The 26720-nt window shown below is 58.5% G+C and carries 29 protein-coding genes; 15 read left to right on the forward strand and 14 right to left on the reverse strand.

The genetic code is table 11. The features are described 5' to 3' along the window. Positions 1–4 precede the first annotated feature (4 nt). Complete coding sequence (locus OJHNALOF_RS00240; protein WP_165660787.1) at positions 5–850, reverse strand: TetR/AcrR family transcriptional regulator; 846 nt, start codon at positions 848–850, stop codon at positions 5–7. On the opposite strand from OJHNALOF_RS00240, the gene rfaD reads away from it, so the two are divergent. Genes rfaD through OJHNALOF_RS00255 form a run of 3 tightly spaced genes read left to right on the forward strand, consistent with a single transcriptional unit; the run spans position 843 to position 3661 of the window. After that, positions 843–1799, forward strand: coding sequence for an ADP-glyceromanno-heptose 6-epimerase (gene rfaD, locus OJHNALOF_RS00245; protein ID WP_165660788.1), 957 nt, complete (start codon positions 843–845; stop codon positions 1797–1799). The two genes, OJHNALOF_RS00240 and rfaD, sit on opposite strands and share 8 nt — an antisense overlap. A gap of 22 nt (positions 1800–1821) precedes the next feature. Beyond that, on the forward strand, positions 1822–2565 hold the full coding sequence (locus tag OJHNALOF_RS00250; protein ID WP_165660789.1) for a glycosyltransferase family 2 protein: 744 nt from the start codon (positions 1822–1824) through the stop codon (positions 2563–2565). Next, complete coding sequence (locus tag OJHNALOF_RS00255; protein WP_165660790.1) at positions 2555–3661, forward strand: glycosyltransferase family 4 protein; 1107 nt, start codon at positions 2555–2557, stop codon at positions 3659–3661. The genes OJHNALOF_RS00250 and OJHNALOF_RS00255 overlap by 11 nt, the downstream gene beginning before the upstream one ends. Before the next feature lie 14 nt (positions 3662–3675). On the opposite strand, the gene OJHNALOF_RS00260 is transcribed toward OJHNALOF_RS00255, so the two are convergent. Both OJHNALOF_RS00260 and OJHNALOF_RS00265 read right to left on the reverse strand, forming a co-directional pair. Continuing rightward, positions 3676–4377, reverse strand: coding sequence for a lipopolysaccharide kinase InaA family protein (locus OJHNALOF_RS00260; RefSeq protein WP_165660791.1), 702 nt, complete (start codon positions 4375–4377; stop codon positions 3676–3678). A 10-nt stretch (positions 4378–4387) separates the two neighbouring features. Next, entirely contained in the window at positions 4388–5455 is a 1068-nt protein-coding gene (locus OJHNALOF_RS00265) for a glycosyltransferase (protein WP_165660792.1), read from the reverse strand. A 147-nt stretch (positions 5456–5602) separates the two neighbouring features. Between OJHNALOF_RS00265 and OJHNALOF_RS00270 the strand changes: the two genes are divergently transcribed. The 4 genes from OJHNALOF_RS00270 to OJHNALOF_RS00285 all read left to right on the forward strand — a co-directional run bounded on the left by OJHNALOF_RS00270 (position 5603) and on the right by OJHNALOF_RS00285 (position 10117). Continuing rightward, entirely contained in the window at positions 5603–6154 is a 552-nt protein-coding gene (locus OJHNALOF_RS00270) for a serine acetyltransferase (protein ID WP_165660793.1), read from the forward strand. A 130-nt stretch (positions 6155–6284) separates the two neighbouring features. Continuing rightward, positions 6285–7637, forward strand: a complete 1353-nt coding sequence (locus tag OJHNALOF_RS00275) for a UDP-glucose/GDP-mannose dehydrogenase family protein (protein WP_165660794.1) — start codon at positions 6285–6287, stop codon at positions 7635–7637. A 74-nt stretch (positions 7638–7711) separates the two neighbouring features. Then, the gene (locus OJHNALOF_RS00280; protein ID WP_165660795.1) at positions 7712–8734 is read left to right on the forward strand and encodes an NAD-dependent epimerase; all 1023 of its coding nucleotides are present in this window, start codon (positions 7712–7714) and stop codon (positions 8732–8734) included. Positions 8735–8779: 45 nt separating this feature from the next. Next, entirely contained in the window at positions 8780–10117 is a 1338-nt protein-coding gene (locus tag OJHNALOF_RS00285; RefSeq protein ID WP_206063495.1) for an O-antigen ligase, read from the forward strand. Positions 10118–10273: 156 nt separating this feature from the next. On the opposite strand, the gene OJHNALOF_RS00290 is transcribed toward OJHNALOF_RS00285, so the two are convergent. The 3 genes from OJHNALOF_RS00290 to OJHNALOF_RS00300 all read right to left on the reverse strand — a co-directional run bounded on the left by OJHNALOF_RS00290 (position 10274) and on the right by OJHNALOF_RS00300 (position 13408). Next, on the reverse strand, positions 10274–10834 hold the full coding sequence (locus OJHNALOF_RS00290) for a YrbL family protein (RefSeq protein ID WP_165660796.1): 561 nt from the start codon (positions 10832–10834) through the stop codon (positions 10274–10276). Positions 10835–10913: 79 nt separating this feature from the next. Then, positions 10914–12197, reverse strand: a complete 1284-nt coding sequence (locus OJHNALOF_RS00295) for a PIG-L deacetylase family protein (protein WP_165660797.1) — start codon at positions 12195–12197, stop codon at positions 10914–10916. Between the two features lie 17 nt (positions 12198–12214). Continuing rightward, complete coding sequence (locus tag OJHNALOF_RS00300; protein WP_165660798.1) at positions 12215–13408, reverse strand: glycosyltransferase; 1194 nt, start codon at positions 13406–13408, stop codon at positions 12215–12217. A 275-nt stretch (positions 13409–13683) separates the two neighbouring features. On the opposite strand from OJHNALOF_RS00300, the gene waaF reads away from it, so the two are divergent. Further along, positions 13684–14712, forward strand: a complete 1029-nt coding sequence (waaF, locus tag OJHNALOF_RS00305; RefSeq protein WP_165660890.1) for a lipopolysaccharide heptosyltransferase II — start codon at positions 13684–13686, stop codon at positions 14710–14712. A 5-nt stretch (positions 14713–14717) separates the two neighbouring features. Next, complete coding sequence (gene waaA / locus OJHNALOF_RS00310; protein WP_165660799.1) at positions 14718–15983, forward strand: lipid IV(A) 3-deoxy-D-manno-octulosonic acid transferase; 1266 nt, start codon at positions 14718–14720, stop codon at positions 15981–15983. On the opposite strand, the gene OJHNALOF_RS00315 is transcribed toward waaA, so the two are convergent. Continuing rightward, positions 15968–16678, reverse strand: a complete 711-nt coding sequence (locus OJHNALOF_RS00315) for a 3-deoxy-D-manno-octulosonic acid kinase (RefSeq protein ID WP_206063496.1) — start codon at positions 16676–16678, stop codon at positions 15968–15970. The two genes, waaA and OJHNALOF_RS00315, sit on opposite strands and share 16 nt — an antisense overlap. Before the next feature lie 86 nt (positions 16679–16764). Between OJHNALOF_RS00315 and OJHNALOF_RS00320 the strand changes: the two genes are divergently transcribed. Next, complete coding sequence (locus OJHNALOF_RS00320) at positions 16765–17820, forward strand: glycosyltransferase family 9 protein (RefSeq protein WP_165660801.1); 1056 nt, start codon at positions 16765–16767, stop codon at positions 17818–17820. On the opposite strand, the gene OJHNALOF_RS00325 is transcribed toward OJHNALOF_RS00320, so the two are convergent. Next, positions 17768–18850: a glycosyltransferase family 9 protein gene (locus OJHNALOF_RS00325; protein ID WP_165660802.1), complete on the reverse strand. Its 1083-nt coding sequence runs from the start codon at positions 18848–18850 to the stop codon at positions 17768–17770. The genes OJHNALOF_RS00320 and OJHNALOF_RS00325 overlap by 53 nt on opposite strands. Positions 18851–18927: 77 nt before the next feature. Between OJHNALOF_RS00325 and coaD the strand changes: the two genes are divergently transcribed. Then, positions 18928–19413, forward strand: a complete 486-nt coding sequence (gene coaD / locus OJHNALOF_RS00330; RefSeq protein WP_165660803.1) for a pantetheine-phosphate adenylyltransferase — start codon at positions 18928–18930, stop codon at positions 19411–19413. A gap of 335 nt (positions 19414–19748) precedes the next feature. Here the strand turns inward: coaD and mutM are convergent, their stop codons facing one another. From mutM to radC, 4 genes are all read right to left on the reverse strand, one after another. Next, complete coding sequence (mutM, locus tag OJHNALOF_RS00335; protein ID WP_094200901.1) at positions 19749–20561, reverse strand: bifunctional DNA-formamidopyrimidine glycosylase/DNA-(apurinic or apyrimidinic site) lyase; 813 nt, start codon at positions 20559–20561, stop codon at positions 19749–19751. Between the two features lie 96 nt (positions 20562–20657). Beyond that, a complete protein-coding gene (gene rpmG / locus OJHNALOF_RS00340; RefSeq protein ID WP_094200902.1) occupies positions 20658–20828 on the reverse strand; it encodes a 50S ribosomal protein L33 in 171 nt (56 codons plus the stop codon). Positions 20829–20839: 11 nt separating this feature from the next. Then, positions 20840–21076 carry a 50S ribosomal protein L28 gene (rpmB, locus tag OJHNALOF_RS00345; RefSeq protein ID WP_014291125.1) on the reverse strand — a complete coding sequence of 79 codons (237 nt, stop codon included), beginning with the start codon at positions 21074–21076 and terminating at the stop codon, positions 20840–20842. 130 nt (positions 21077–21206) lie between these two features. After that, complete coding sequence (gene radC / locus OJHNALOF_RS00350) at positions 21207–21881, reverse strand: DNA repair protein RadC (protein WP_165660804.1); 675 nt, start codon at positions 21879–21881, stop codon at positions 21207–21209. 115 nt (positions 21882–21996) lie between these two features. On the opposite strand from radC, the gene coaBC reads away from it, so the two are divergent. From coaBC to mscS, 4 genes are read left to right on the forward strand one after another with little or no spacing between them, the layout of a single operon-like run. Beyond that, positions 21997–23205, forward strand: a complete 1209-nt coding sequence (gene coaBC / locus OJHNALOF_RS00355; RefSeq protein ID WP_165660805.1) for a bifunctional phosphopantothenoylcysteine decarboxylase/phosphopantothenate--cysteine ligase CoaBC — start codon at positions 21997–21999, stop codon at positions 23203–23205. Further along, a complete protein-coding gene (gene dut / locus OJHNALOF_RS00360; protein WP_370462284.1) occupies positions 23189–23647 on the forward strand; it encodes a dUTP diphosphatase in 459 nt (152 codons plus the stop codon). The genes coaBC and dut overlap by 17 nt, the downstream gene beginning before the upstream one ends. Positions 23648–23663: 16 nt before the next feature. Next, positions 23664–24263, forward strand: coding sequence for a nucleoid occlusion factor SlmA (gene slmA, locus OJHNALOF_RS00365; protein ID WP_094200905.1), 600 nt, complete (start codon positions 23664–23666; stop codon positions 24261–24263). Positions 24264–24306: 43 nt separating this feature from the next. Continuing rightward, positions 24307–25161, forward strand: a complete 855-nt coding sequence (mscS, locus tag OJHNALOF_RS00370; protein WP_094200906.1) for a small-conductance mechanosensitive channel MscS — start codon at positions 24307–24309, stop codon at positions 25159–25161. Between the two features lie 64 nt (positions 25162–25225). Here the strand turns inward: mscS and pyrE are convergent, their stop codons facing one another. Together pyrE and rph are read right to left on the reverse strand one after the other, a co-directional pair. Next, the gene (pyrE, locus tag OJHNALOF_RS00375; protein ID WP_094200907.1) at positions 25226–25867 is read right to left on the reverse strand and encodes an orotate phosphoribosyltransferase; all 642 of its coding nucleotides are present in this window, start codon (positions 25865–25867) and stop codon (positions 25226–25228) included. Positions 25868–25914: 47 nt separating this feature from the next. Beyond that, on the reverse strand, positions 25915–26637 hold the full coding sequence (gene rph / locus OJHNALOF_RS00380; RefSeq protein ID WP_165660807.1) for a ribonuclease PH: 723 nt from the start codon (positions 26635–26637) through the stop codon (positions 25915–25917). Between the last annotated feature and the right edge of the window lie 83 nt (positions 26638–26720).

Here is a 26720-nt window from a genome sequence, read left to right on the forward strand (position 1 = left end):
TCGGCTATTTGTGAAAGGGATCACCGGGGCTGGCGGCCAGGGCGTGATAATGTGCCAGAATCTGGTCTAGCTCGAGTCCTTTATTCTCATGGAAATAGGGCTTGAGCAGGATCAGTACACGCACCATTCCCTCATAAAGCACCGCCTGGATGATGCAGGGCTGAAGCAACTGCATGCGCCGGTAACTCACCCAGCAGGACACCATCAATGTCAGGGTTTGCGCCAGGGTGGCGATGTCTTGCTCGGGCACGGCCAGCACTTGCCGAGCATTGAATTCCCGCAGCTGCGCCTGCAAATGGCCCTCCAGCCGCCGCTGCACCTCGAGGTATTGTGCGTGCAGTTGTGGATCCCGCCGCAGAATGTCCTCGAGATTGGCGTGAAAAAAACGGAACTCCCACATCACATAAAACACCGCATCCAGGTAATGAAACCAAAGTGCCGGGCTGGCGCTGGCCGAGCCGGTGGCCGGCGTGAAGCTTTTGGTTAAATGTGCGCAATACTGTTTGAAAATACAGCGAACAATGTCGTTCTTGTTGCGAAAGTGATAGTAGAGGTTGCCCGGGCTGATGCCCAGGTAGGCGGCAATATGATTGGTGGTCACCCGGGCTTCGCCCCGCTCATTAAACAGTTCAAGGGCGGCAGCCAGAATGCGGTCCCGGGTTTTCTTGGGGATAGCCACGGCACGCAATAACAACGAAATGATAACTGAATAGTAACACAGTGCCGCCGCCACACCCGTCGCCGGCAGCGGGTTAGTTTTCTGGCCGCAGGGCATGGTAAACTTGCGCCCACTTTTCTTCGAATTGCCGAACCCGGGTTCGGCCAGCAAGAGGCGAACAACGATGATCATTGTAACTGGCGGTGCCGGCTTTATCGGCAGCAACCTGGTAAAAACCCTGAACGAGCAAGGCCGCACCGACGTGGTGGTGATCGACGATCTGACCGACGGCACCAAGTTCGTCAACCTGGTCGATCTGACCATCGCCGACTATCTGGACAAGGACGAGTTTCTGCATCGCATCGTGTCCGGCGACGAGTTCGAGGAGTGGGGTGGCATTGAGGTGATCTTCCACGAAGGCGCCTGCTCCGCCACCACCGAGTGGGACGGCAAGTTCATGATGGAGAACAACTACGAGTACTCCAAGGATCTGCTGCACTACTGCCTGGAGCGGGAAATTCCGTTTATCTACGCCTCTTCCGCCGCCACCTACGGCGGTCGCAACGACAACTTCATCGAAGAACCGCAATACGAGCAGCCGCTCAACGTATACGGCTACTCCAAACAGCTGTTTGACCAGTATGTGCGCCGCCTGATGCCGGAAATCAACTCTCAGGTCGTCGGCCTCAAGTACTTCAACGTATACGGCCCCCGAGAGCAGCACAAGGGCAGCATGTCGAGCGTGGCCTTTCATCTCAACACCCAGTTGCACAAGGGCGAAAACCCCAAGCTGTTCGCCGGCTGTGACGGCTACGGAGACGGCGGCCAGATGCGCGACTTCATCTATGTGGGCGACGTGTGCAAGGTCAACCTCTGGTTCTGGCAAAACCCGGACGTGTCCGGCATCTTCAACTGCGGCACCGGCCGTGCCGAACCCTTCCAGAACGTGGCCGATGCCGTCATCGACTTTCACGGCAAGGGCCAGGTGGAATACATTCCCTTTCCCGACCACCTGAAGGGCCGCTATCAGAGCTTTACCGAGGCCGATCTCACCAAGCTGCGTGCCGCCGGTTACCCCCACGAGTTCAAGACCGTGGCCGAGGGCGTGGCCGAGTACATGAGCTGGCTGAACAAGGCCTGATGGGCATCGCGAGGTCAACCCCTTGAACATTACCGCCAACATCATCACCCTCAACGAGGAAGACAACATCTCCGCCGTGATCGAATCGGTCAGGGCGGTGTGCGATGAAATCATCGTGGTCGACTCCCTCAGCACCGACCGGACCTGCGAGATCGCCGAGTCCATGGGCGCCCGGGTGATCAAGCAGGCCTACCTCGGCGATGGTCCACAAAAGGCCTTTGGAGTCCAGTACGCCAGCAACGACTGGATCCTGAGCCTGGACGCAGACGAGCGGCTCGACGACGATGCCATCGCCGCCATTCGAGCCTTGAATCTGGCCAATACGCCCCACGACGCCTTTTCGTTCTGCCGCAAAACCTTTGTGGGCAAGAACTTTATTCGGCTGTGGTACCCGGATAGGGTTACCCGTCTGTACGATCGCCGCCGGTGCGGCTTCTCGGCCAAGAAGGGACATGCCAAGGTGGAAGCCGGCAACATTCACCAGCTTAATGCCAACCTGTTGCACTATTCCTACGATGACTACGCCCACATGGTGCGTACCACCGAGAAGTTCATCAAGCGCGGTGCCGTGCTGGCACTGGAAGACGGCAAGCGAGCCAAGGCCTGGGATCCCTTTACCCACGGCCTTGCCGCCCTGTTCAAGGCGCTGATCCTCAAGGGTGGCCTGTTTCACGGCATCAATGGCTGGAACGTGGCGATTATTTCCGCCTTCAGCTCCTACATGAAATACGCCGTCATGCTGGACATGCAGAAAGATGAGCAGTAACAAAAAGGTGCTCGAGCTCTGCCTGTCGCCGGACCTGGGCGGATTGGAGCTTTATATGCACCGCTGCAGCCTGGCCCTCGGCGAGCAGCATCAGGTCGTGCCGGTGATCGCCGAGGGCGCCCGCCTGGTAGCACGCTTTGCCGAGCAAGGCGGCGAGGCACAAGTGCTGAAAACCGGCGGCCGCTTCTCTTTGCGTACCGCCTGGCGCCTGGCCCGCCTGATCGACGAACAACAGGTGGATCTGGTCCATTTCCACTGGACCAAGGACATGCCCATCGCCGTGCTGGCCAAACGGCTGTCCCGCCGCAAGCCCCTGCTGGTGCAGAGCCGCCACATGACCATGACCCGGTTCAAGGGCGACCCTTTCCATCGCTTCCTGTACCGCCATGTCGACCACCTGCTGTGCGTCACCCAGGCGGTGGCCGACCAGATAAATACCTTCATTCCCGCCGATATTCGCCCGGGCACGACTGTGCTTTACCCGGGAGCCGATGAGGTCGAGCCCCTTGCCGAGGCCGAGCGGCAGGCCCTGCGCCGGCAACTGGGGGGGGAAGATACCTTTCTGATCGGCCTGGTTGGCCGCATCAATCAGGCCAAGGGCCAGCACCTGCTGATCGAGGCCATGGCGCAACTGGCGCCCCGCCACGCCGAGCTGCACGCCCTGATCGTTGGCCACGCCATGCGCGAGGAATACCTGGAAGGGCTGAAACAAAGGGTGGCGGCGCTCGGGCTGCAGGATCGCATTCGCTTCCTTGGCTTCACCGACCAGCCTCATGCCTTTATGCAGGCCTGCGACCTGATGCTGACCACCTCCCGCAACGAGACCTTCGGCCTGGTAACGGTGGAGGCCATGCGCTGCGGCACCGCCGTGATCGGCGCCAACAGCGGCGGCCCGTTGGAAATCATCGAGGACGGCCGGGACGGCCTGTTATTTGAAAGCGGTGACGCCAAGGATCTGGCGAGCAAGATAGAGCAGTTATATGCAGACCAAGCGCTGCGTACCCGGCTGGCCGCCGCCGGACGGGATAAGGCGGCGCGCCAGTTCGACAACGGAAAGCATTTTCGGCAACTGGGTCTTCTGCTCGACGGCTTGTGAGCACTGTGCCGGTCTCAGGCCGGCAGCTGTTCGCGTAACCGCTGCTCCACAAAGGCCCGATAGTGCTCACCCCTGAGCTTGTTCACCGTGAGTGATGCTTGAATGGCGGCCCAGTGCCGGTCCCGCCGACGGGGCAGCCGGCGTACATGCGCATCGATCCAGATGATGTTCCCCTGCGGGTCCAGCAACAGATTGTCATAGTGCAGGTCGCGATGCACAAAACCGGCCCGAGCCAGGGCCGCAACCTCTTGACTGAACCGGGTCAGGAACTCCAACCGTTCGGCCTCATTCATGTCCTCGAAACAGTGGCCGCCAGACCTGGCATCCTGCACCCGCTCCATCAGCAACAGGGAGCCGCCGACATTGCCCGGCTGCAGCGACACGCCCCAACCAAAACAGCGGGGCGTACGCAGGCCCGCCCGCTGCAATACTCGCAGGCTGCGATATTCCTTGGCCGCATCCGTCTGCAACAACCACCGTTTTTCCAGGTAATCGTGCAGCAGCCACTTGACCGGCTGCTGATGACGGGAGTACTTGTCGGTGCACACCTTGCCCAGAATGGCACCGTCTTCAGACAGGTAAAAACGACTACTGCCCGCCGCTTCAAACTGGGCGGTCACCGTCGAGGATGCCAGCCGCAATGCTTCTGTTAACCGGCCGGCGAACAGCCAGTACGACCAGCACTCCCCACCTAACAAAATTTCAATTCGCTGCATGAGGTTGTCGTCACAGCGCTTCGAACTGGGGCAGCACGGTTTCCTTCAGGAACTGCTGGTAGTGACGGGGCTCGATCACCACGGGCGTTTCTTCCATACGGCGAATGGCCGCAGCCAGGCCGGCGGTATCGTCCCGAGCCAGCAGAAAATCGGCCAGCTCCTGGGTCAGTATCTCTTTTGGACCGCTGGGGCAGTCCACACTGATCACCGGGGTATGCAGCAATAGGGATTCGATAAGTACCCGCGGCAGGCCTTCCGCATCGGACGTCAATATCATGGCCTTTGCCCGCGCGATCCAGGGATAGGGATTATGGTGGTAACCCACCATCTGAACCTTGTCCTGCAGGCCCAGTTCGTCAATCTGGCGGTGAATGGCGGCTTCGTTTTCGGGCTTGCCCTTACCCATGATAAGCAGGGGTGTGTTCACGCCGCTCGCCTTATAGGCCTTGAGCAAACGGTCGTGGCACTTGCGCGGCTCCAGCGCGGCCACGCACAGAAAGAAGTCGTGATCCGGCAGGACGGCGGCTTCGCCGGCCATGTCCACAAAGGGCTCACGCTCGTAGGGGTTATAGATGGGAATGATGCGTTCGGCCTTCAGCCCCACTACCTGTTCCAGGTTTTCCTTCACCCCGTGGGACACGGCGATGACCTGGCGCCCTTGGTAGAAACGACGAACCTTGGCAAAGGCCTTCTCCCGCTTTGCCACATCGCTGAACTTGGCGGATACATCGGACTTGATCCAGAAATACAGGTTGGGCTGGTTCAGGTGGCGAGTAATTTTGTCACAGGAGCAGGAGATGGTGACATCGGGGCGCCATTCCTTCAGGGCACGAGCAATCCGACGAGCCTGCCATTTCTCGGTCAGCACCGTGCTGGTAGCCTTGGTGAAACGGGTGACCACCGCCAGGTTAATCACTTCAAGCTCCTCGGGAACCCTGTGCTCAACCAGCTCTCTAAGAGTAAATACGATCACCGCGTGACCGCGCTGGCGCAGCTGGTCTGCGGTATAAATCAACGACTTCTGGGCGCCTCCGCCGTAAAGATCTTCGATCACAAAGGCAAATCTTTTGTGGTGCACGGCAAGCTCCTGAGGCGGAATAAAATAACCTGGCATGCTAGCGCAAAGGCCTAACACGGGCAAGAAACCTGTTTATCTTGTTTTTAATCAGCAAGATAGCCGTATCAACAAAGATAAAAATTCTACTTTCGGTAATGAATTAACGTGATGTCATGGAAACAGTTTCTTCAATACTGTCGCGTCGAGGTCCTTCGCTCACGTGACTCCCTGCTGTTTTTTCGGCTATTTCGATGCCTGTGGGCAACCGACACATCCAGACAGGCCGTGTTACGCTTGCGCCTTGTCCAGTTTTACCGCAGTCATGGACTGACCCGACTTGCCCAACGACAGCATTTCATCCTTGCCACTCGTTTTGGCGTTTTTCTCTCGTCCAGAACGGAAATCGGCGAAGGTTTACATTTGCCGCATCCCTCCTCAATTGTCATCGGCGGCGGCCTGAGTCTTGGAAAAAATTGCCGTATATACCAGCAGGTTACTTTGGCTGGCGCCCCCAATGCCCACACCGGGCTAATGCCCCGTGTGGGTAACAATGTGACCATTTATCCTGGCACCAAGATCATCGGGGCAGGCAAAGTTGGCAACAATGTCATCATTGGCGCCAACTCTGTGGTCACCAGGGCCTTTGGCGACAATATGGTGATTGCCGGCGCCCCTGCCCGCATTATAAAGCACCTTTCTCCTTCGGAAGGCCGCCAGTGAAACCAGTCGGGTGGTGATGCCGGGCCCGATACCTCGGCAGAATCTGGCAATGAAAGTCAAATAGCGTAAAATCTCACAACACCCATTACTCGCCCGCTCACCGGCGGCGTAAACCAAACGGTATAAAGATATGAAAGTAACCGTATTCGGCACCGGCTATGTCGGCCTGGTACAGGGAGCCGTACTGGCGGAAGCCGGGCACGACGTGCTTTGTGTAGATGTGGATGAGCAAAAGGTCGCAGCCCTTAAGAACGGCGTCATCCCCATTTATGAGCCCGGGCTTGAAAATCTGGTCAAGCAGAATCATGAGGCCGGCAGGCTTGATTTCACCGTGGACGCCGGCCTGGGCGTCACCCACGGTGATATTCAGTTTATCGCCGTCGGTACCCCGCCGGACGAAGACGGCTCTGCCGATTTGCAATATGTGCTAGCGGTGGCCGATACCATCGCTACCCATATGCAACGTCACACCATAGTGGTAGACAAATCCACCGTGCCTGTGGGCACTGCAGACAAAGTCGTGGCGCAAATTAACCAGCGCCTCGGTGGCATGGGCAAGGAAAGCCTGACATTTGACGTGGTTTCCAACCCAGAATTTCTCAAGGAAGGCTCGGCAGTGGCCGACTGCATGCGACCAGACCGCATCATCATCGGCACCGACAGCCCTCATGCCGAAGAAGTCATGCGTGAACTCTATGCCCCCTTTAATCGCAACCATGAAAAAATTATCGTTATGGATGTGCGGAGTGCCGAGCTCACCAAGTATGCAGCAAACTGCATGCTGGCCACCAAAATCAGTTTCATGAATGAAATGGCCAACCTGGCCGAGCAGCTGGGCGCCGATATCGAAATGGTACGCCAGGGCATCGGCAGTGATCCCCGTATCGGTTACCACTTCATCTACCCCGGTGCCGGCTATGGCGGTTCCTGCTTTCCCAAGGATGTACAGGCCTTGATCCGCACCGCCGATGGCATCGGTTTTGACGCTCAAGTACTAAAGGCGGTAGAAGCCCGTAACCAGCAGCAAAAGACCACCCTCTTTCAGAAAGTTCATCGTCATTTTGACGGGGATGTGGCCGGCAAGACCTTTGCCCTCTGGGGGTTGGCCTTTAAGCCCAATACCGACGACATGCGTGAAGCGCCCAGCCGGGTGTTGATGGAAGCCCTGTGGCAGGCCGGCGCTCGAGTTCAGGCCTTTGACCCGGAAGCGATGGAGGAAACCCAGCGCATCTATGGAGAGCAAACCCGCAACGGACAGTTGATCCTGTGCGGTACCAAGGAAGCGACCCTGAACCAGGCCGAGGCTCTGCTGATCGTCACCGAATGGCAAAGTTTTCGCGCCCCGGACTTTGACTTGCTGCGCCAGCAGTTGCGTCAGCCGTTAATCTTTGACGGCCGTAACCTGTTCGAACCGGCACGCATGCATAAAAAAGGCTTCGTCTACCATTCAGTCGGTCGTCAGACAGCAAGCTCTCAGCCCTGATATCCACACCCGGCCCATGATGGCCGGGTCATTCCGGCCGAGCTGTACTGCGGCCAGCAAGAGAACGAATTGATATGAAAGTACTTGTTACAGGCAGCGCCGGTTTTATCGGCTACCATGTTGCCAGCACCCTGCTTGAACGAGGCGACGAGGTTGTCGGCTTTGACAACGTCAATGACTACTACGACCCGGCGCTGAAGGAAGCCCGCCTGGCGCAGTTGCAGGAAACCGCGGTGCGTACCGGTGGCCGCTATCACTTTATTCGAGCCAACCTGGCCGACCTCTCGCGCGTGAACGAGTGCTTTGAACAACACCGGTTTGATCGGGTCATTCACCTGGCCGCCCAGGCCGGTGTGCGTTACTCGCTGGAAAACCCGCACAGCTATGTGGAAAGCAACCTGGTCGCCTTTACCAACATTCTGGAAGCCTGTCGCCACCACAAGGTTGACCACCTCACCTATGCCAGCACCAGCAGCGTCTACGGCGCCAATACCCAGATGCCGTTCCGGGAAGAGCACGGCGTCAATCATCCCTTGCAATTCTACGCGGCCACCAAGCGCGCCAACGAGCTGATGGCACACAGCTACAGCCATCTGTTCGGCTTGCCAACCACGGGGCTGCGGTTTTTTACGGTTTACGGCCCTTGGGGGCGCCCGGATATGGCGCCCTTCAAATTTACCCAACGTATCGCCGAAGGACAGCCCATTCAGGTGTTTAACCATGGCAACCACAGCCGTGACTTCACCTTTATTGATGACATTGTCCAGGGCATTTTGCTGGCCAGCGATCACATCGCCACACCCGCTCCGGACTGGGACAGCAATGCCCCCGCGCCACATCAGAGCTCGGCCCCTTATCGGTTGTTCAATATCGGCAACAATAACCCGGTTCACCTGGGTAACTTTATCGCAGCCATTGAAAACGCACTTGGCATCAAGGCCGTTAAGGAGTATCTGCCCCTGCAACCCGGCGATGTACCCGATACCTTTGCGGACAGCTCGGAGCTTCACCGCCTGGTGGGCTATCAGCCGACCACCGCGGTGGAAGAAGGTGTAAAACGCTTTGTCACCTGGTACCAGGATTTTTATCAGCACTAATAAAAATGCGGCACAGGCCGTGATTACGCTCGGAAGTGAATTGTCATGATCATTAATTATAACGACTGGAGCAGGGACGCCTTCTCAAGCCATCCCAGATGGATGGAATATGCCGGCTTTATGGCACTGCTGGCTTATGGTTTTTTTAACCTCTTGTGGCCAGATGCCGGCAAGCTAATGCAGATACCCGCCGTCGCTCTGGGCTTAATTGCTTTTTTTACCTGGGGAAAGGAACACAGAGCCACCTTTCCGGTATGGCTGCTTATCGCCGCCCTAGGCATTCAAAGCCTGTCCTGGGTACTGGGCTACTTTCACCACCCGGAGTGGATTCCCGACAACCCCAGGCTCGACCGACTGGGCAAACTGTTCATGTTTATCGCCTTTGCCTGGCTGTTGAGCGGAAGTACCCGCAACACCCTGATCCTGTGGCTGAGCGCTGCTCTTGGCTTTATGCTGGCCACTTTTGTACAGGGTCATGCCACCGACTGGCTACATGGCCTTAACGGACAGCGTGTCGACTTTGACATGCGCAATGCCCAGCATACCGCCATGTTTTTTGGCACCGTTCTGCTGGGCATGATCTGCTTCAGTCCACGCATGTTGAAGGCGGGTCATTCCGCCCTTATGTGGCGGGCTGTCTGGTTACTGCTAACCATCCTCTGCCTGACGGGTCTTTTGATCACCCAGACTCGGGCGATCTGGCTGGCCACCAGCTTTGCACTGGTAGTTGTGGTGCTGGCATGGGTGCTGCACCGGTTCAGATATCGCCAGACCGTTTCCGGCAGAAACATGACTCTGGGAGGGGGAGCGCTGATACTCCTGATCGCAGGCTCACTTTGGGCCGCGAACGGAATCATCACCCATCGCCTGAGTGCGGAGTCGGAAGTGATCCAGGCCGTGATGGCCGGCGACCTTGCAGACGTACCCTATACCAGCGTAGGCATTCGTATACAAACATGGCGGGCAGCCAGCGAGTGGATTGCCGAACGCCCGCTCACCGGTTGGAGCAGCAACGGCCGCAGCCTGGCCGTCAAGGAAACCGCCTGGTTGCCGAACTTTGTGCGTGAGGATTTTGGACATCTCCATAACTATTTTCTGGAAGTGTGGGTTGCCTACGGTGCACTCGGCCTTGGTCTGTTTGCCGCCCTGGCATTCTGGATCGGCCAGGGCAGCTGGCTGGCCTGGCGGAGTGGTGTGTTACCCAATGACATGGCGTTATTCTCCCTCGCTTTTTTTGTCTACTGGGTGATCGTCAATCAGTTTGAGTCCTACAACTCCTTCGGTTCCGGCGTGTTCGTGTTCAACCTGATCCTTGCGGGCCTGACGACTCACATTTGGCGGGCACGCCGACCAAGTTCACAGAAAAATGGCTCCTCCACATAATTGATTCCGGATGAAACGCATCATTCCGATCTTTTTATAGCTCAGCAGTCACACATAAAACCGTTATCACTTCTTAAGAAGTGATAACGGTTGAACAAGTTGCCGAGACGGTATCCTTTTAGATCCATCTTTATGACATTGAGCGCCTCGCCGTTACTACGACAGGTATTTCCCAACAAACTTATTCCAGCGCCGCTTTATTTTACGCCGGGCAAAATAAGCAATCTTGTTAGGAAAAGTGAAATACGCAACATCACCGAGACCATCAATCAGAACCAGATCGCGATCATTTTCACTGTTCTTTCTCACCAGAATGTTGTTGGGCATCATCCCATAATTAAATATGACTTTGTTTCTTAAGAAAAAATCCCGATATTCATTGAGTTCCTTGGCATAAGCGGCCGTCCCATCGCGATCCAGATAATATTCAAGCGTCTTTGATATTTTTCCATCATAGTCCCGAACCACCTCAACAATGATACCCTCGCCCTTATTGGTGTTTACCGTACCAAAATATCGGGGCAAACTGCTCCAGTCGGACAGGCCGCGCTCGGCCAGCTCTTGGTAGGACTTAATTTCGAGATTGGTTTGCTTGCTCTTTTTTCTATTATTCCCTTCGTAAGTTATTTTCACCGCTTTGTTTGCATCGCCAGGGTGTATATAACACGCGCGTTCGTTACCTTTACCTACAAAGTTTTCTTTCTTCAACACAAGCATTTCTAAATCTCGATCAATTCAACAGTTTTTACGCCACTCGGCATTATTCATCATAATTACCCGGTGCATTTGGCAGCCCCTACACCAATCCAGCGATAAAGGCCGTCGCCGACACCACAGCAAACACCTCATGAGCCTTGATATGGGTCTGGAAGTAATCGTGGGCGCCATAGTCTTTCCATTCAGCAAGGGGCACACCACTGCGCAGGCGCCGAAACCAACGCTTGAGCCGCTTATCCAATTTGAGTGATGCCCGCAGGTCATGCATGCTGTCCAGTGCCAGCACTTTTTCACGTTGCAGCTCCATATCCAGATACTCGCTGTACAACTGCCAGCTCCCCAGTACCGAGTCGTTCCGGTTCCAGGGCCAGATACCTGCCGCCGCATGAGCCGGCCCGCGGGGAAAACCACGCTCGCCGGCCAGGTGGTTGGCGTACATCAGCACCCGCCTCGGCCGGTGACTGGATTGTTGCATGGCCAGGGCACAGGCCCGCGCGGTGGCGACATGATCCGGGTGCGGATCCACTTCAGGGTGAGTGACCACCAGCACTCCAGGTTTGATGTGCTCGATCAGCGCCTGCAGATCCCGAAGCAAATGCTCACCACAGTTCTCCGGCGCAGGATCCGTACTCAGCGCCATTCGGTTCAGCCCCCTAAAATCGCCGGGCCTGAGTTGCTCATCCATGGTCGAAGGCACTCGGCTGGCGGGATCGGCCAACAGCGCAGGCAGGGTATCGTTGAAGTACCCCAGCATGATATTACGTTCAAAAGGCACCCCCGCCAGCAGCGGCGTGGTAGCACTGTTCCAGCTGCGAATCATGCCCTTGCGACGCCCGGCGCTTTTGGAGTCCTTGTCCAGCGATGGAATATACTGCCGATCCAGGCGCTTTTGCGTCTCACCCGCGGTAACGGTCACGATCCAGACGTTATCCTTCTGCTTGCGGTACAGACCAAAAGCCGCCAGCTCTGCATCATCCGGATGCGGCGCAACGATCAACACAGGGCCGTCCTGTTCCAGCGCCCGCGCCCTGAACCCCAGCAGAGTGGTTTTGCCAATAAGACAACAACGCTGCAGCTCAATACGGACATCACCCGGCTCTCTCACTCCCGTCAGGCTCAGGAGTCGTTTCCCCGCCTGCCCAGCCTCAAAATACTGGGTATAAAGTGCTTGCCCGTTGCTCCAGGTAACAATAGCAGGCAACGCATTGCGGCTCGTGGCCTGGTATTCAACCTCCAGAAACCAGCTCCAGGGTTCGGCCAACAGCTCAGGCTGCTCCGCGGCGAAAACCAGCCGTCCATGCTCATCAATATTCACGTCGAGTGACAGATCCGGTGCCAGCGGATATGTATGATTTCGTATCATGGGTATGGCTCTTATGTTCAGTCTAATGGAGGAATCAACGACAAATACTGCCGAATGATATTGGGCTCAGAAAAGCGCTCCAGCCAGGCGTCATCAACGCGAACCGGCTTTTGCACGGCTTCCAGGATTTTGTCGGCCAGGCTGTCGGCTCGATTCTCCGCCAGCAGGCGGCGTTGCTCATCGATCAGCACTTCCCGAATGCCTCCCGGGACATCGGTAGCGACGCACTGAGTGCCCAGCGCCAACGCTTCAATCAGTACCAGACCCAACCCCTCGGTACGAGAACTGAGCACAAAGGCCTGCGCCTTGGCCACCCAGGGATAGGGATTGTCCTGCTGCCCCAAAAAGTGGACCCGGGATGCAATGTCCAAACGCCTGGCCAGCGCCTGCAGGGAACTGCGTTCCGAACCATCACCAATGATAACCAGTGGCAAATCCAACCCTTTTTGACGAGCCAGGGCATAAGCCTCCAGCAACAGCGGTTGCTGTTTCACCGGCACCAGACGAGCCACATGCACCAGATAGGGTTCGTTAAAGTCGGGAGCGCAGGGCTTCTTTGCCAGGGTTCGTATCAGTGACATCGGCACGGCGTTATAGACCACTCGGCAGTCGGCAACTTGCGTGCGATGCCGGCCAATCTGCTCCAGCAGGCGGCTGCGCACTCCATTCGACACACAGATCAACCGGTGATCGTGATACAGACAATGACGTAACCACCGGCCCAGACGTCCTTTGAAGTCACTGGCGGCCGACTCCACCACCCGCCACAGGCGTGGATCGCGCACCGTCCACAACATCTCAAAGGCACCCTGCCCCCGCACCAGAATCAGGTCAAAGCGCCCGCTCTGCCGCTCAATATCCGCCACGGCTGCTTCGAACAGGCGACCACACCCCATGCCTTGCCAGACAAATCCCGATCGAGGTAACAAGGGGCGTAACATCAGGCGTGATACCAGATGCCAGGCGATGCCAGCAGCCGAGCGCCGCTGCATTTTTTCCAGGTCCAGACGGTGCAGCCTGACCGGAGCCGCAGGGGCATAGTCGACCTTGCCCTTTAGCACCATCATATGCACCTCGTGCCCTTCAGCCGTAAAGGCCTGGGCCAGGGTCCTGGATGCCTGTTCAATCCCCCCCATACCCAGGCGCCGAAGCACGATCAGAACTCGCCTCGAAGCAGAACCTGCGTTCTGCCCTTGTTTCTCACTTTTCATAAACTCATTGATTCGGTTAATAGCTCATACCCGGGCAGGCTAAAGAGGCACATGGTGGGCCTTTAGCAAAGGAAATACTTGGCCTGTTTTGGCACTCTGCCAGCAGATAGCTTTATCTGTACGCAGGCAAGAATACCAGACTTTACCACCATTGCTGATCAGGTGTTCGGTGACAAAGTTCTTTTCGATAGAAGGAGATATGCAAATAAGAAATGTGAATCAAGCACACTATCTTGGATATAATGCGACTTCACTCACCCGGTTTGTATATGCATATGAAAATTCTGGCCATTGGCCCTTCCTGGGTCGGAGACATGGTGATGTCCCAGAGCCTCTACATCACCCTGAAAAAGCAACACCCCGAGGCCGAGCTGCATGTAATGGCACCGGCCTGGTGCTGTGCCCTGTTGGAGCGCATGCCCGAAGTGGACAAGGCCATCGTTATGCCCCTGGGACATGGCGACTTCGGGCTAACCGAGCGCTTTCGGCTGGGCAGAAAACTGGCCACTGAAGGTTATGACTGGGCCATCATTCAGCCCAACTCTCTCAAATCGGCGCTGATCCCGCTGTTTGCCGGTATCAAGAAGCGCACCGGCTGGAAGGGCGAGTCCCGCTACGGCCTGCTCAACGACCTGCGCAGCAACAAACGGGACTTTCCACTAATGGTCGAGCGCTACAATGCCCTTGCCTACCCCAAGGCCCAGATGCAAAACCATCAGAACATTCCCGAGTTGCCCTGGCCGGCCCTGAGTGTGAATGCCAATAATCAGCAGTCTGCTCTGATCGAGCTGAACCTGAATACCACCAGAGCGGTACTCAGCCTTTGCCCCGGCGCCGAATTTGGCCCCGCCAAACGCTGGCCCGAAACCTATTATGCCGAGGTGGCACAACACCAGATTGAACGGGGCCGGCAGGTCTGGATCTTCGGCTCTGCCAAGGACATTGCGGTAGCCGAAGCCATTAAGCATCAGCTGCCTGAACGGTTAAGGGAGCACTGCCATGTATTGGCAGGCAGAACCTCGCTGCACCAGGCCATCGACCTGATGGCGCTGAGCACCGCCGTGGTATCCAACGACTCCGGCCTGATGCATATCGCCGCCGCCCTGCAACGCCCTTTGGTGGGAGTGTATGGTTCCACCTCTCCTCAATACACTCCACCCCTGGCAGAAAAAGTGGCTGTGGTGCATACCGATATCGAATGCCGCCCCTGTTTCAAACGGGAGTGCCCGCTCGGACACCTCAAATGCCTGAAGGAGTTACCCCCCCAGCGGGTGATTGACGCTCTGGCCAGGCTGGCAGGCTAGTCACCATGCTCTATCGCCTGCTCTACAACCTGCTTATTCACCTGTTCAGCCCGCTGTTGCTGGCGCTGTTATACTGGCCGAAAAAAGGCAAACCCGGCTTTGGCCGGCGCTGGCCGGAGCACCTGGGCCTGGTGGCGCCAGTCAACGGCGAACGGCCGGTGTGGCTGCATGCGGTGAGCGTAGGGGAAGTGGTGGCGGCCACCCCGCTGATCAAGGCACTCAAGGCGGCACACCCGGAACTGCCGGTGCTGGTCACTACCACCACCCGTACCGGTGCCGATCAGGCCGCCAAGCTTGGGGATCTGATCGAGCACCGCTACGCCCCCCTGGACTTTCCCTGGGCGGTGGCCCTGTTTCTGCGCCGGGTTAAGCCTCGAGCCTTGCTGATCATGGAAACCGAACTCTGGCCCAACTGGCTCGCCGCCTGTGGCCGACGCAACGTGCCGGTGATGGTGCTCAATGCTCGACTGTCGGCCCGCTCCGCCGAAAGATACCGGCGTTTTCACGGCATTTTCCGGCTGTTATCCAACCATCTCAGCCATATTTCCTGCCAGTATGGGGACGATGCCGACCGCTTTGCCGGCCTCGGCGTACCTCAAGACAGGCTGAGCATTACCGGCTCCATCAAGTTTGATATCGACTACGACGATGCGGTACGGGAGCAGGGGCGAGCGCTGCGAATGCAACTGGGCGCACAGCGCCCGGTGTGGATTGCCGCCTCCACTCACGAAGGGGAAGACGAACAGCTGCTGGCGGCGCATCAGACACTGCTGACACACCAGCCGAACACCCTGCTGATGCTGGTGCCCCGACACCCACAACGCTTTGAACAGGTCGCCGCGCTGGTACACAAACAGGGGTTAACCCTGCATCGCCGCACCCAGGGTGAGCCGGACGCCGGCATTCAGGTGTATCTGGGCGATACCATGGGCGAACTGCCGGTGCTGCTGGCGGCGGCCGATGTGGCCTTTGTGGGGGGCAGCCTGATTGAGCGGGGTGGCCACAACCTGCTGGAGCCCGCCGCCCTGGGTAAGCCAGTACTGACGGGCCCTTCAACCTTCAACTTCAGCGACATTACCCGTGAACTGCGCCAGGCCGGCGGCGCCAGGGTGGTGGCCAATGGCGAAGCACTGGCGCTGGCGCTGACCGAGCTGCTTGAACACGAGCCAGAACGCAATACCATGGGAAGCGCGGCCCTGAAGGTGGTCAGGGCCAATCAGGGCGCACTGGCACGCACCCTGGACACCATCGCCAATCAGCTGGCCTTGTGATAGCCCTGTTGCAGGGCTTTCCAGTCCTGCTCGTTCCAGCGGAAGGTCTCGTGCAGGCTCAGCTCCTTGCGGAATGAGCGCAGCAGGCGGTCCATGTTTTCCCGGGACCAACTGCCGGGCTGGCGAAAATGGCACTTGTCGAAGTCGATGAGCCAGCTCTTGCCGCCGTCATCCAGCAGGATGTTATGACTGTTGAGATCGGCGTGGTACAGGCCGGCATCGTGAAAGCGGCGAATGGTATGGCCAATGCTTTGCCATTCCTGCTCGTTCAGTGATCTTTCCTGCAGTATGGCTACCAAATCCCGAGCATTGTTGATGCGGGTCAGCATGATATCGGCCCGGTAGACCAGGTTGGAGCGCACCATGCGCGCGGCGCAGGGACGCGGCACCGGCAGGCCCTTGCGGTGCAGCTTGGCCAGTACGGTAAATTCGGCCATGGCCCGGCTTTTGGACTCGGCCACATGCAGGAAAGTGTCTTCCATGACCCGGCCGATCATGCCGCCCCGGTAGTAATGACGCAGCACCTTGTGACCCACTTCATCTTCCACGAACCAGGTGGTATTGCGCCCCACCGCCTTGCCGCGAATGGCGTTGTGCTCTCGCCAGAAGTCGATCTCAAAAAAGTCCCGGTGAAAGTCACCAAAGCAGTCCGGGTCATACCAGATAATTTCAGAGCCGTGCTCAATTCGTTCCATTGCCATCCCCCCAGCGAAAAGCCGAATTTTACATGGCCGAAAAGGCTTTGCATAATGCCGGACTCAGAATCCACAAGAGTTCCCTTATGGCAGTGTTCACCTCGGCTCCCACCTCCCTGTGCTTGCTGCGCCTGTCCGCCATTGGCGACTGTTGCCATGCGGTGGCGCTGGTGCAGGCCATACAACGCCAGTGGCCACAAACCCGCATCACCTGGATCACCGGCAAAATCGAAGCCCGGCTGCTCGATCAGCTGCCCGATGTCGAGATTATCACCTTTGACAAAAGCGCCGGCTGGCGAGCCTACCTTCGGTTGTGGCGGCAATTACGCGGCCGCCGCTTTGATGCCCTGCTGCATATGCAGGCGGCCATGCGCGCCAGCATTGTCAGCCTGGGCATTCGCGCCGAATACCGCCTTGGCTTTGAACGGGAACGCGCCAAGGACGGCCAATGGCTGTTTACCAACCTCAAGGTGGAGGCCAAGGGCGAACACGTGGCGGACGGCTTTATGGGCTTTGGCCGAACACTGGGGTTGATTGACACAACGCCTCGGTGGCATTGGCCCGTGACGCCCGAAGCACAAGCTCAGGCCGCCAAACATAAGGATAAACGACCGTTATTGCTGATCTGTCCCGCCGCCAGCAAGGCCTACAAGAACTGGACCGCCGAGGGCTATGCCGCCCTCGCCGATCATGCTCATAAGCGCGGCATGAAGGTCATGCTGATCGGCAGCCCGGCCAAGATGGAACGGGATCTGGCGGCCCGCATCGAACAACTGACGGCCAACATTGATGAAAACCTGGTGGGTCGAACCAGCCTGCCCGAGCTGATGGCATTGATCAAGGCGGCCAGCCTGGTGGTAGCCCCCGATACCGGCCCGGCGCACATGGCCACCCTCACCGGCACCCCGGTGCTGGGGCTCTATGCCCATCACAATCCGGCCCGCACCGGCCCCTATCATTGCCGGGATTATGTGGTCAGCGTTTACGAAGAGGCCCTGCTGGCGGAAACCGGCAAGGCCCCCGCCGAGCTGCCCTGGCGTACCCGGGTCAAGGATGAGCACGCCATGAAGCGTATTACCATTGAGCAGGTTACGGCGCAGTTCGATCGCATTTATCACGACCAGGTGCAGAAGGCTGAGTAAATCGGCTGGCCCCAGATAAGAATTTACTCGCCCAGGAACGAATCTGGCCCGTCACCGCCTTTACATCCACACTACTCATGTCTTCGGCCTCGGCGCCTTTGGGCGGGTGAAAGGCCAGGTGACGGCCTTCGCTGTTGAGCGGGCGCCAACGCAGCGGGGTGGCCGAGCGGCGCAGGGGAAAGAAGCCCACGGTGGGCACATCCAGGGCGCCGGCAATATGCAACGGCCCGGTGCTGCCGGCCACAAACAGCTGGCCGCAGGCCAGCAGCCGGCAAAAGTCCGGCAGCGGCAGCCCGCTGGCCACCACGGCACCGCCGCCGGCCATATCGGCCACCTCTGTCGCCAGGTCCTCTTCCCCCGGCCCGGCGGTGAGCACAGGTTGCACCCCGGGAAACGCCGCCTGCAGGCGGTCGAGCAGCCCGGCATACTGCGCCGTATTCAGGTTATTGGCCGAGCCGCCACTGCCGGCGTGCACCAGCAACCAGGGCCGGCCGGCATCAATACCAAGCGCTGCCGCCTGTTGCTCACGAAACATCGCCAGCTCAGAGGCGTCAAAGCCCAGGTAGGGCGTGGCCGGCTCCACCGGCGTGATGTCATTTTTGACCAGAAAGGCCCGTACCAGATCCAGGTTATATTCATACTCCGGCTTGGCAGACTCGGAGCGGCGCTGTTTTACCCTGTGGTTATACAGCACCTGGGCCAGCTTGGTGGCCGGCGCCCAACGCTGGGGAATGCCCGCCTGCCACATCAGCCTGGCGTTACGAAAGTTGGAGAACAGGCAGATAACGGCGTCGAAATTGCTCACCTTTAGCCGCTCCAGCAGGTTTTGTTGCGCGGCAGCGTCTGCGCTCTTGCCCGGATCCGCCAGCACGGCGTCAATGCTCGGGCACAGCTCGGCCAGCGGCCGAGTATAGCCGGGCACCAGGGCGGTAATATGGCAGTCAAGGGATGCCTTGAGCAAGGCAAAGGCCGGCCAGGCCAGCATGAAATCGCCGATTTTGTCGTTGCGCACCACCAGTATTCGTTTCATTCCGCTCTCCCGCTTGCTCTCGTGCCGCGCTATTCTACCTTATTCTTTTCGTTCATCGTTTGATAAAAGGAACCGTCATGAGCATCAGGGTCATTTACCCCGGCACCTTCGACCCCATCACCAATGGCCATCTGGACCTGATAGAACGCGCCTCACAGCTGTTTGACGAGGTGATCGTGGGCGTGGCCTTCAGCCCCAGCAAGCGGCCCATGTTCGAGCTGGAAGAGCGGGTGGCACTGGTGAAAGAGGTGATCGAACAGCAGCAGCTGAGCAATGTGACTGTGGTCGGTTTCTCCGGCCTGCTGGTGGACTTTGCGCAGGAATATAACGCCACCGTACTGGTGCGGGGCCTGCGGGCGGTATCGGACTTTGAGTACGAGTTTCAGCTGGCCAACATGAATCGGCGGCTGATGCCGGAGCTTGAAAGCGTCTTCCTTACTCCGGCCGAGGAAAACTCCTTTATCTCTTCCACCCTGGTGAAGGAAGTGGCCATTCACGGCGGCGATATCGGCCAGTTCGTACCCGATGCCGTGCATGAAGCCATCGCGCAGAAGCTGGCGTAAACGCTCACTATTGAACGAACCCGCAACGCAAAGCGACAGCGCGTGCACTCCGCCGACACGCTTCAAGCCCACCCTTGGGACGTTCGATCCGTGGCATTTGACGGTCGGCTACGGCAATCCCCGCTGCCGCTTTGAGAAACTCCTGCGCCGACCGCCGAAAACCAACAACAGTCGACACCTTGCTCACCTGAGGTGGGCCAAGGATGTCTGCTTCGCCGCGCCCTTTACGCCAGGGATGGCGCAACGGAGCCCCCATGGAAGGGTTTACGGCGTGCCGGCGAAGTAGTGCGCTTTGACCGACGAGTGTGCACACTCTAGCAGGCAATAACGGGCTTTCAGCGCTGGCAGCGCCCGCAAAACACAGTGCTGCGGCCATTCATGCGAATTTCCCTGAGCAGGCTGCCGCATTGCACACAGGGCTGCTCGGCCCGGCCATAGACCTGCAACTCCTGCACAAAATAGCCGGGCTTGCCGTCGCTGCCGGTAAAGTCCTTAAGGGTAGTGCCCCCCTGTCCGATGGCCCGGGACAGCACGGTTTTGATTTCTTCGGCCAGTTTCAGGTAGCGCGCCCGGCTGATGCTGCCCGCCTCCCGTTGGGGATGAATACCCGCCGCAAACAGCGATTCATTGGCATAGATGTTACCCACCCCCACCACGGTATGGTTGTCCATAATGAATTGCTTTACCGCGGTCTTGCGGCCCCGGCTGCGAGTAAACAGGTGGTCGCCGTCAAAATCATCGGTGAGCGGCTCCGGGCCCAGCTTCGCCAGCAGCGGGTGTTTCTCTGCGGGCTCGCGGGTCCACAGCAGACAGCCAAAGCGGCGCGGGTCATTCAGCCGCAGCAGCTTGCCGTTGGCAAACTCTATGTCCACATGATCGTGCTTGCCGGCCGGGGTGCCGTGAGGCAATACCCGCAGGTTGCCGGACATGCCCAGATGCAAAATGGCGGTGCCCCAGTCGGTTTCCAGCAACAGATATTTGGCCCGACGGCGTATGCCGGTCACGGTCAGCCCGGTAAGCTCCTGAATGTCTGCCGGCACCGGCCAGCGCAAGCTGGCATTGCGTACCACTACCCGCATCACCGACTCCCCAAGCAGGTGCGGGGTAATGCCCAGACGGCTGACTTCCACTTCCGGCAATTCCGGCATTCGCACTCTCCTTCACTCCACGGCGGCGGCAGTATAGCCCGGACACCAGGCATAAAAAAACCCGGCCAAAGCCGGGTTTTTTGAGAGGGCAAAACCTTACTTGATTTTGCCTTCTTTGTAGATCACATGCTGACGAACAACGGGATCAAACTTTTTGATTTCCATTTTTTCAGGCATGTTGCGCTTGTTCTTGGTAGTGGTGTAGAAGTGACCAGTACCGGCGCTGGAGTTCAGGCGGATCTTCTCGCGAATACCTTTAGAAGCCATGTGTTATCTCCTTAGACCTTTTCGCCACGGGCACGCAGGTCAGCCAGGACACTGTCGATACCTTTCTTGTCGATAATACGCATACCTTTGGTGGTAATGCGCAGTTTTACAAAACGCTTTTCGCTCTCAACCCAGAAACGGTGAGTTTGCAGGTTGGGCAGGAAGCGACGCTTGGTGGCGTTGTTCGCGTGAGAGCGGTTGTTACCAACAGCTGGCCGCTTACCAGTTACTTGGCATACTTTAGACATGTCAGTCTTCTCCAAAACTTACTTTTGCTCGAGCAATGATACCCCGTTGGCCGTCAGTCGGGGCAAAATAAGGCGGCAATTTATACAGCAAATTCAGCTCGAGATCAACAATAAGCCAAACGCCCGGCGTTCAAAGCCAGCCACGCTCGGCAAAAGATACGGTTTCGCCGTCGCCGACGACCAGATGGTCCAGCACGCGAATATCCAGCAACCCCAGGGCGGCCTGTATACGCTCGGTGATCATGCGATCCGCCCGGCTGGGCTCGGCCACTCCGGATGGATGATTATGCACCAAAATCACCGCGGCGGCACCCTGCTTGAGCGCCAGGGCGACGATTTCTCGCGGATACACCGCCGCCGCATCCAGGGTGCCAAAAAACAGCTCGTGAAATTCAATGACCCTGTGCTGGTTGTCGAGCAGCAGCAAGGCAAAGACTTCCCGAGGCTGGTCCCGCAATCGCAACTGCAGAAACTCCCGTGTCAGATCCGGACTGGTGAGGGCATGCTCCCGCTTTAACCGCTCATCCAGAAAGCGACGCATCAGTTCCATGCTGGCCTTTAATTGCACGTATTTGGCCAGACCCAGGCCGGGCCCTTCACAAAACTGACGCGCCTCTGCCTGCATCAGGCCGCGCAACGAGCCAAACTGCGCAAGCAGGGTGCGAGCCAGGGTGACCGCGTCCATGCCCTTGGCACCGGTGCGCAGAAAAATGGCCAACAACTCGGCGTCCGTCAGGCTGCCCGCGCCCCGACTCAGCAATTTCTCCCGCGGGCGCTCGTCTGCGGGCCAGTCCTTGATGCTCATGGCAATGTCTCCTTGACCAAACACGATTGAGTCTGGAAGGTTAAGCCTAGCCCAAAGCGCACAGCCACTGGGGATTGTGATAATCTTGCCGCCTGAACTTGAGGAGAACAAAGCCATGTCCGTTGCAGGAAAACGCATTGTGATCGGCATCACCGGCGGCATTGCCGCTTACAAGATTGCCGAGCTGGTGCGCCGGCTCAAGGAGCGGGGCGCCGAGGTACGGGTGATCATGACCGCCTCCGCCCAGGAATTCATTACCCCGCTCACCCTGCAGGCGGTGTCGGGCGAGCCCGTATCCCATGCCCTGCTCGATCCGGCGGCCGAGGCCGGCATGGGCCATATCGAGTTGGCCAAATGGGCCGAGTTGCTGCTGATTGCCCCCGCCAGCGCCAATACTCTTGGCCGGCTTGCCGCCGGAATGGCGGACGATCTGCTGACCACGGTGGCGCTGGCCACGGCGGCGCCGCTGGCGGTGGCCCCGGCCATGAATCAGCAGATGTACCGTCACCCGGCCACGCAGGCCAACCTGGCCACCCTGCAAGCCCGTGGCGCCCACATCTGGGGCCCGGCTCAAGGCGAACAGGCCTGTGGCGACGTGGGCCCCGGCCGCATGCTGGAAGCCATGGAGCTGGTGGCCCTGGCGGAGCGCCATTTTGCCCCCAAACCGCAGCCTCTGGCCGGGATTAACCTGATGCTGACCGCCGGTCCCACCCGCGAAGCCCTGGATCCGGTGCGCTACATCTCCAATCACAGCTCGGGCAAGATGGGCTTTGCCCTGGCCGCCGCAGCTACAGCGCTGGGCGCCGAGGTCACCCTGGTGAGCGGCCCGGTGAGCCTGGCCACCCCCGCCGGGGTACAGCGAGTCAACGTGGACAGCGCGCAGAACATGTATGACGCCGTGATGGCCGGTATCGGGGAACAACAGATCTTTATCGCCTGCGCCGCCGTGGCGGACTATGCGCCAAAAGTGGTGGCATCGCACAAGATCAAGAAGACCCGCGCCGATAATATGGTAGTGGAGCTGACCAAAAATCCGGACATCGTGGCGTCGGTCGCCGCACTGCAACGCAAGCCCTTCACCGTGGGGTTTGCCGCCGAAACACGGGATGTGGAAAAATACGCCCTCGACAAACTCAAGCGTAAAAACCTCGACATGATCGCCGCCAACGACGTTTCCGGCAGTGATCGTGGCTTTAACAGCAACCAAAATGCCCTGAGCGTGTTCTGGCCCGGCGGCCAACACCATTTACCCCTGGCCGGCAAAGCCGAGCTGGCCGAACAGTTACTGACATTGATTGCGAAGCGATATCATGACCTCCATTGAGCTGAAAATTCTCGACCCCAGGGTCGGCACCGACTTGCCCCTGCCCGCCTACGCCACCCCCGGCTCCGCCGGCCTGGATTTGCGCGCCTGCCTGGATGAACCCTTGACCCTGGCCCCGGGTGAAACGCAATTGCTGCCCACCGGCCTGGCCATTCACATTAAGGACCCAGGGCTGTGCGCCACCATACTGCCCCGCTCCGGTCTGGGTCATAAGCACGGCATTGTGCTGGGTAACCTGGTGGGGTTGATCGACTCTGACTATCAGGGCCAGCTGATGGTATCCTGCTGGAACCGTAGCAACGACAGCTTCACCATTGCGCCAGGCGAACGCATTGCCCAGCTGGTGATTCTGCCGGTGGTACAAGCCCAGTTCACACTGGTTGACGATTTTGATCAAAGCGAGCGGGGAGAAGGCGGATTCGGCTCTTCCGGTCGCCACTAACCAACCGGACACCTTCATGGCCAACAATAACCAGAACAGGAAAAACCGCAGGGAGCAGATCCTGCAGGCGCTGGCCCACATGCTGGAAACCAGCCCGGGGCAGCGCATTACCACCGCCAAGCTGGCCGCGGCGGTGGGCGTGTCGGAAGCCGCCCTTTACCGGCACTTTCCCAGCAAGGCACGCATGTTTGAGGGATTGATCGACTTTATTGAGGAAACCCTGTTTTCCCGCATCAATCTCATACTGCAGGACGAAAAGGACAGCAGCCTGCGGCTGCGCTACATACTGCAGCTGGTGCTGGGGTTTTGCGAGCGCAATCCTGGCATTACCCGCTTGCTCAACGGCGACGCCCTACAGGGCGAGCACGAGCGGTTGCTGGCCCGCATCAACCAGCTGTTTGACCGACTGGAAACCCAGCTCAAGCAGATTATGCGCGAACGCCGCCTGTACGAAGGCGACGGTTATGCCGAAAACGAAACCGTGCTGGCCAACCTGTTGCTGGCCTATGTGGAAGGCCGTATCAATCAGTATGTGCGCAGTCAGTTCAAGCTCAGGCCCACACACAATTTCGACAGCCACTGGCAGTTGCTGCACCGGCAGCTGGCGGCGGTGTAAGCCCGCCCCGCTTTTACTTCAATAACGACAGAGGCACGAGAAAATGGAAACAGAATTGCTCAACACCCAGTTTCTGCAGGAAGCCCAGAGCTGGATAGCCAACAACCAGGAGCTGATCATTCGCTACACGGTGAACATGGCCGCCGCCCTGCTCACCCTGGTGATCGGTTTTGTCGCCGTGGGCATGCTCACCGGTGGCCTGAACCGAGTGCTCAAGGCGCGCAAGGTCGACAGCACCATTTCCGACTTTGTTACCAGTCTGCTCAAATACGGCCTGCTGGCCTTTGTGATCATCGCCTCGCTCAGCCGGGTAGGGGTGCAGACCGCGTCCTTCGTGGCCGTGGTGGGTGCCGCCGGTCTGGCCATCGGCCTGGCACTGCAGGGGTCGCTGTCCAATTTTGCCGCCGGCGTGCTGCTGATTGGCTTTCGCTTCTTCAAGGCCGGTGACTACATCGAGGCGGGCGGCACCGCCGGCACCGTGCAATCGGTGCAGATTTTCACCACCATTTTGATGACCCCCGATAACCGCATGATAGTGGTGCCCAATTCCAAGATCCTCAACGACAGCATCGTCAACTATTCCAAGGAGAGCACCCGCCGCCTCGACCTGGTGATTGGCGTGGCCTATAACGCCGATCTCAAACTCACCCGCGACGTACTGACCCGCATTCTCGATGAAGAGCCCCGGGTACTGAAAGACCCCGCCTACCGCATTGCGGTCAGCAATCTGGGCGCCTCCTCCGTCGACTTTATCGTGCGCCCCTGGGTAAAGGCGGAAGACTACTGGAACCTGAAGTTCGATCTGCTGGAAAAAATCAAGAACGAACTGGACGCCAACAACATCGGCATTCCCTTTCCGCAGATGGATGTGCACCTGTTCCGGCAAGAAAAGGCCTAAACGCCGCATTTACCTACAAAAAAGCCGCTTTTCAGCGGCTTTTTTATTAATTCAGATGACTTCGTCAGATACCGTATTGCTCACGGTAGGCCCGCACCCGTTCCAGATGCTCGGCCATCTCCGGCTGCTCGCTCAGGTACTCGATCAGATCGCCAAGGGTAATGATGGCGGTCACCTCGGCGTTGTAATCCCGCTCCACTTCCTGAATGGCGGACAGCTCGCCCTTGCCCTTTTCCTGCCGGTCCAGTGCAATCAGCACGCCGGCGAGCTCGGCGCCGTTGGCCTGAATGATGTCCATGGACTCACGAATGGCGGTACCGGCGGTGATCACGTCGTCCACCAGCATGATGCGGCCGGCCAGCGGGCTGCCCACCAGGTTGCCGCCTTCGCCGTGCTCCTTGGCTTCCTTACGGTTAAAGCAGTAGGGTACGTCCTGATCGTGTACTTCCGCCAGCTGTACCGCGGTGGCGCTGGCAATGGGAATGCCCTTGTAGGCCGGGCCAAACAACACGTCGTACTGCACACCCGCATCCACCAGGGCGGCGGCGTAAAAACGGCCCAGACGGGCCAGGTCGCGGCCACTGTTAAACAGGCCGGCGTTAAAGAAATAGGGGCTTTTGCGCCCGGATTTCAGGGTGAATTCGCCAAACTTCAACACCTGTTTGGCCATGGCAAATTCAATAAACTCACGCTGGTAGGCTTTCATGCTGCTCTCCGCAATGTCATTCAATAAGTTAAGGGCATTTGCCGCGATCAGCCGGCAATCACTCGGCGCTGATGCTCAACCAGCTCGTTGACCGCCTTGCGCGCCAGCGCCAGCATGGCCAGCAGCTCGTCGTGGCTGAAGGGCGCGGCTTCCGCGGTACCCTGTACTTCAATCATGTTGCCTTCGGCGGTCATTACCACGTTCATGTCGGTTTCCGCCTTTGAGTCTTCGGTGTACTCCAGATCGGCCACCGCCTGACCATCCACCATGCCCACGGAAATGGCCGCCACCAGGGTGTTGAGCGGATTGTGCACTATCATGCCCTCGGCCTGCATCCAGTTCAGGGCATGAGCCAGGGCCACGCAGGCGCCGGTAATGGCGGCGGTACGGGTGCCGCCGTCGGCCTGAATGACATCACAGTCCACGGTAATGGTGTATTCACCCAGCTTTTCCAGATCCATGGCGGCACGTAGCGAGCGCCCGATCAGCCGCTGAATTTCCATGGTGCGACCGCCCTGCTTGCCTCGGGCCGCTTCCCGGGCCATGCGGCTGTGGGTGGAACGCGGCAGCATGCCGTATTCCGCGGTAACCCAGCCCTGGCCCTGACCACGCAGAAAACGCGGTACGCCTTTTTCCACCGAGGCGGTGCACAGCACCTTGGTATGGCCAAACTCCACCAGCACGGAGCCTTCCGCATGACGGGTATAGTTCGGGGTAATGGTCACGGGGCGAATTTCGTCCGCCGCCCGGCCTGAAGCTCGTTCGGTCATGGTGTTCTCCTGTAGGTCAAAGTGGCGCTGCCCGGCGGGCAAACCGGGGCATTATAAAGAAAGCGCCGGCCCAATGCATGCCG

It is taken from the genome of Oceanimonas sp. MB9 (assembly GCF_011319775.1).
Classification (GTDB): Bacteria; Pseudomonadota; Gammaproteobacteria; order Enterobacterales; family Aeromonadaceae; genus Oceanimonas; species Oceanimonas doudoroffii.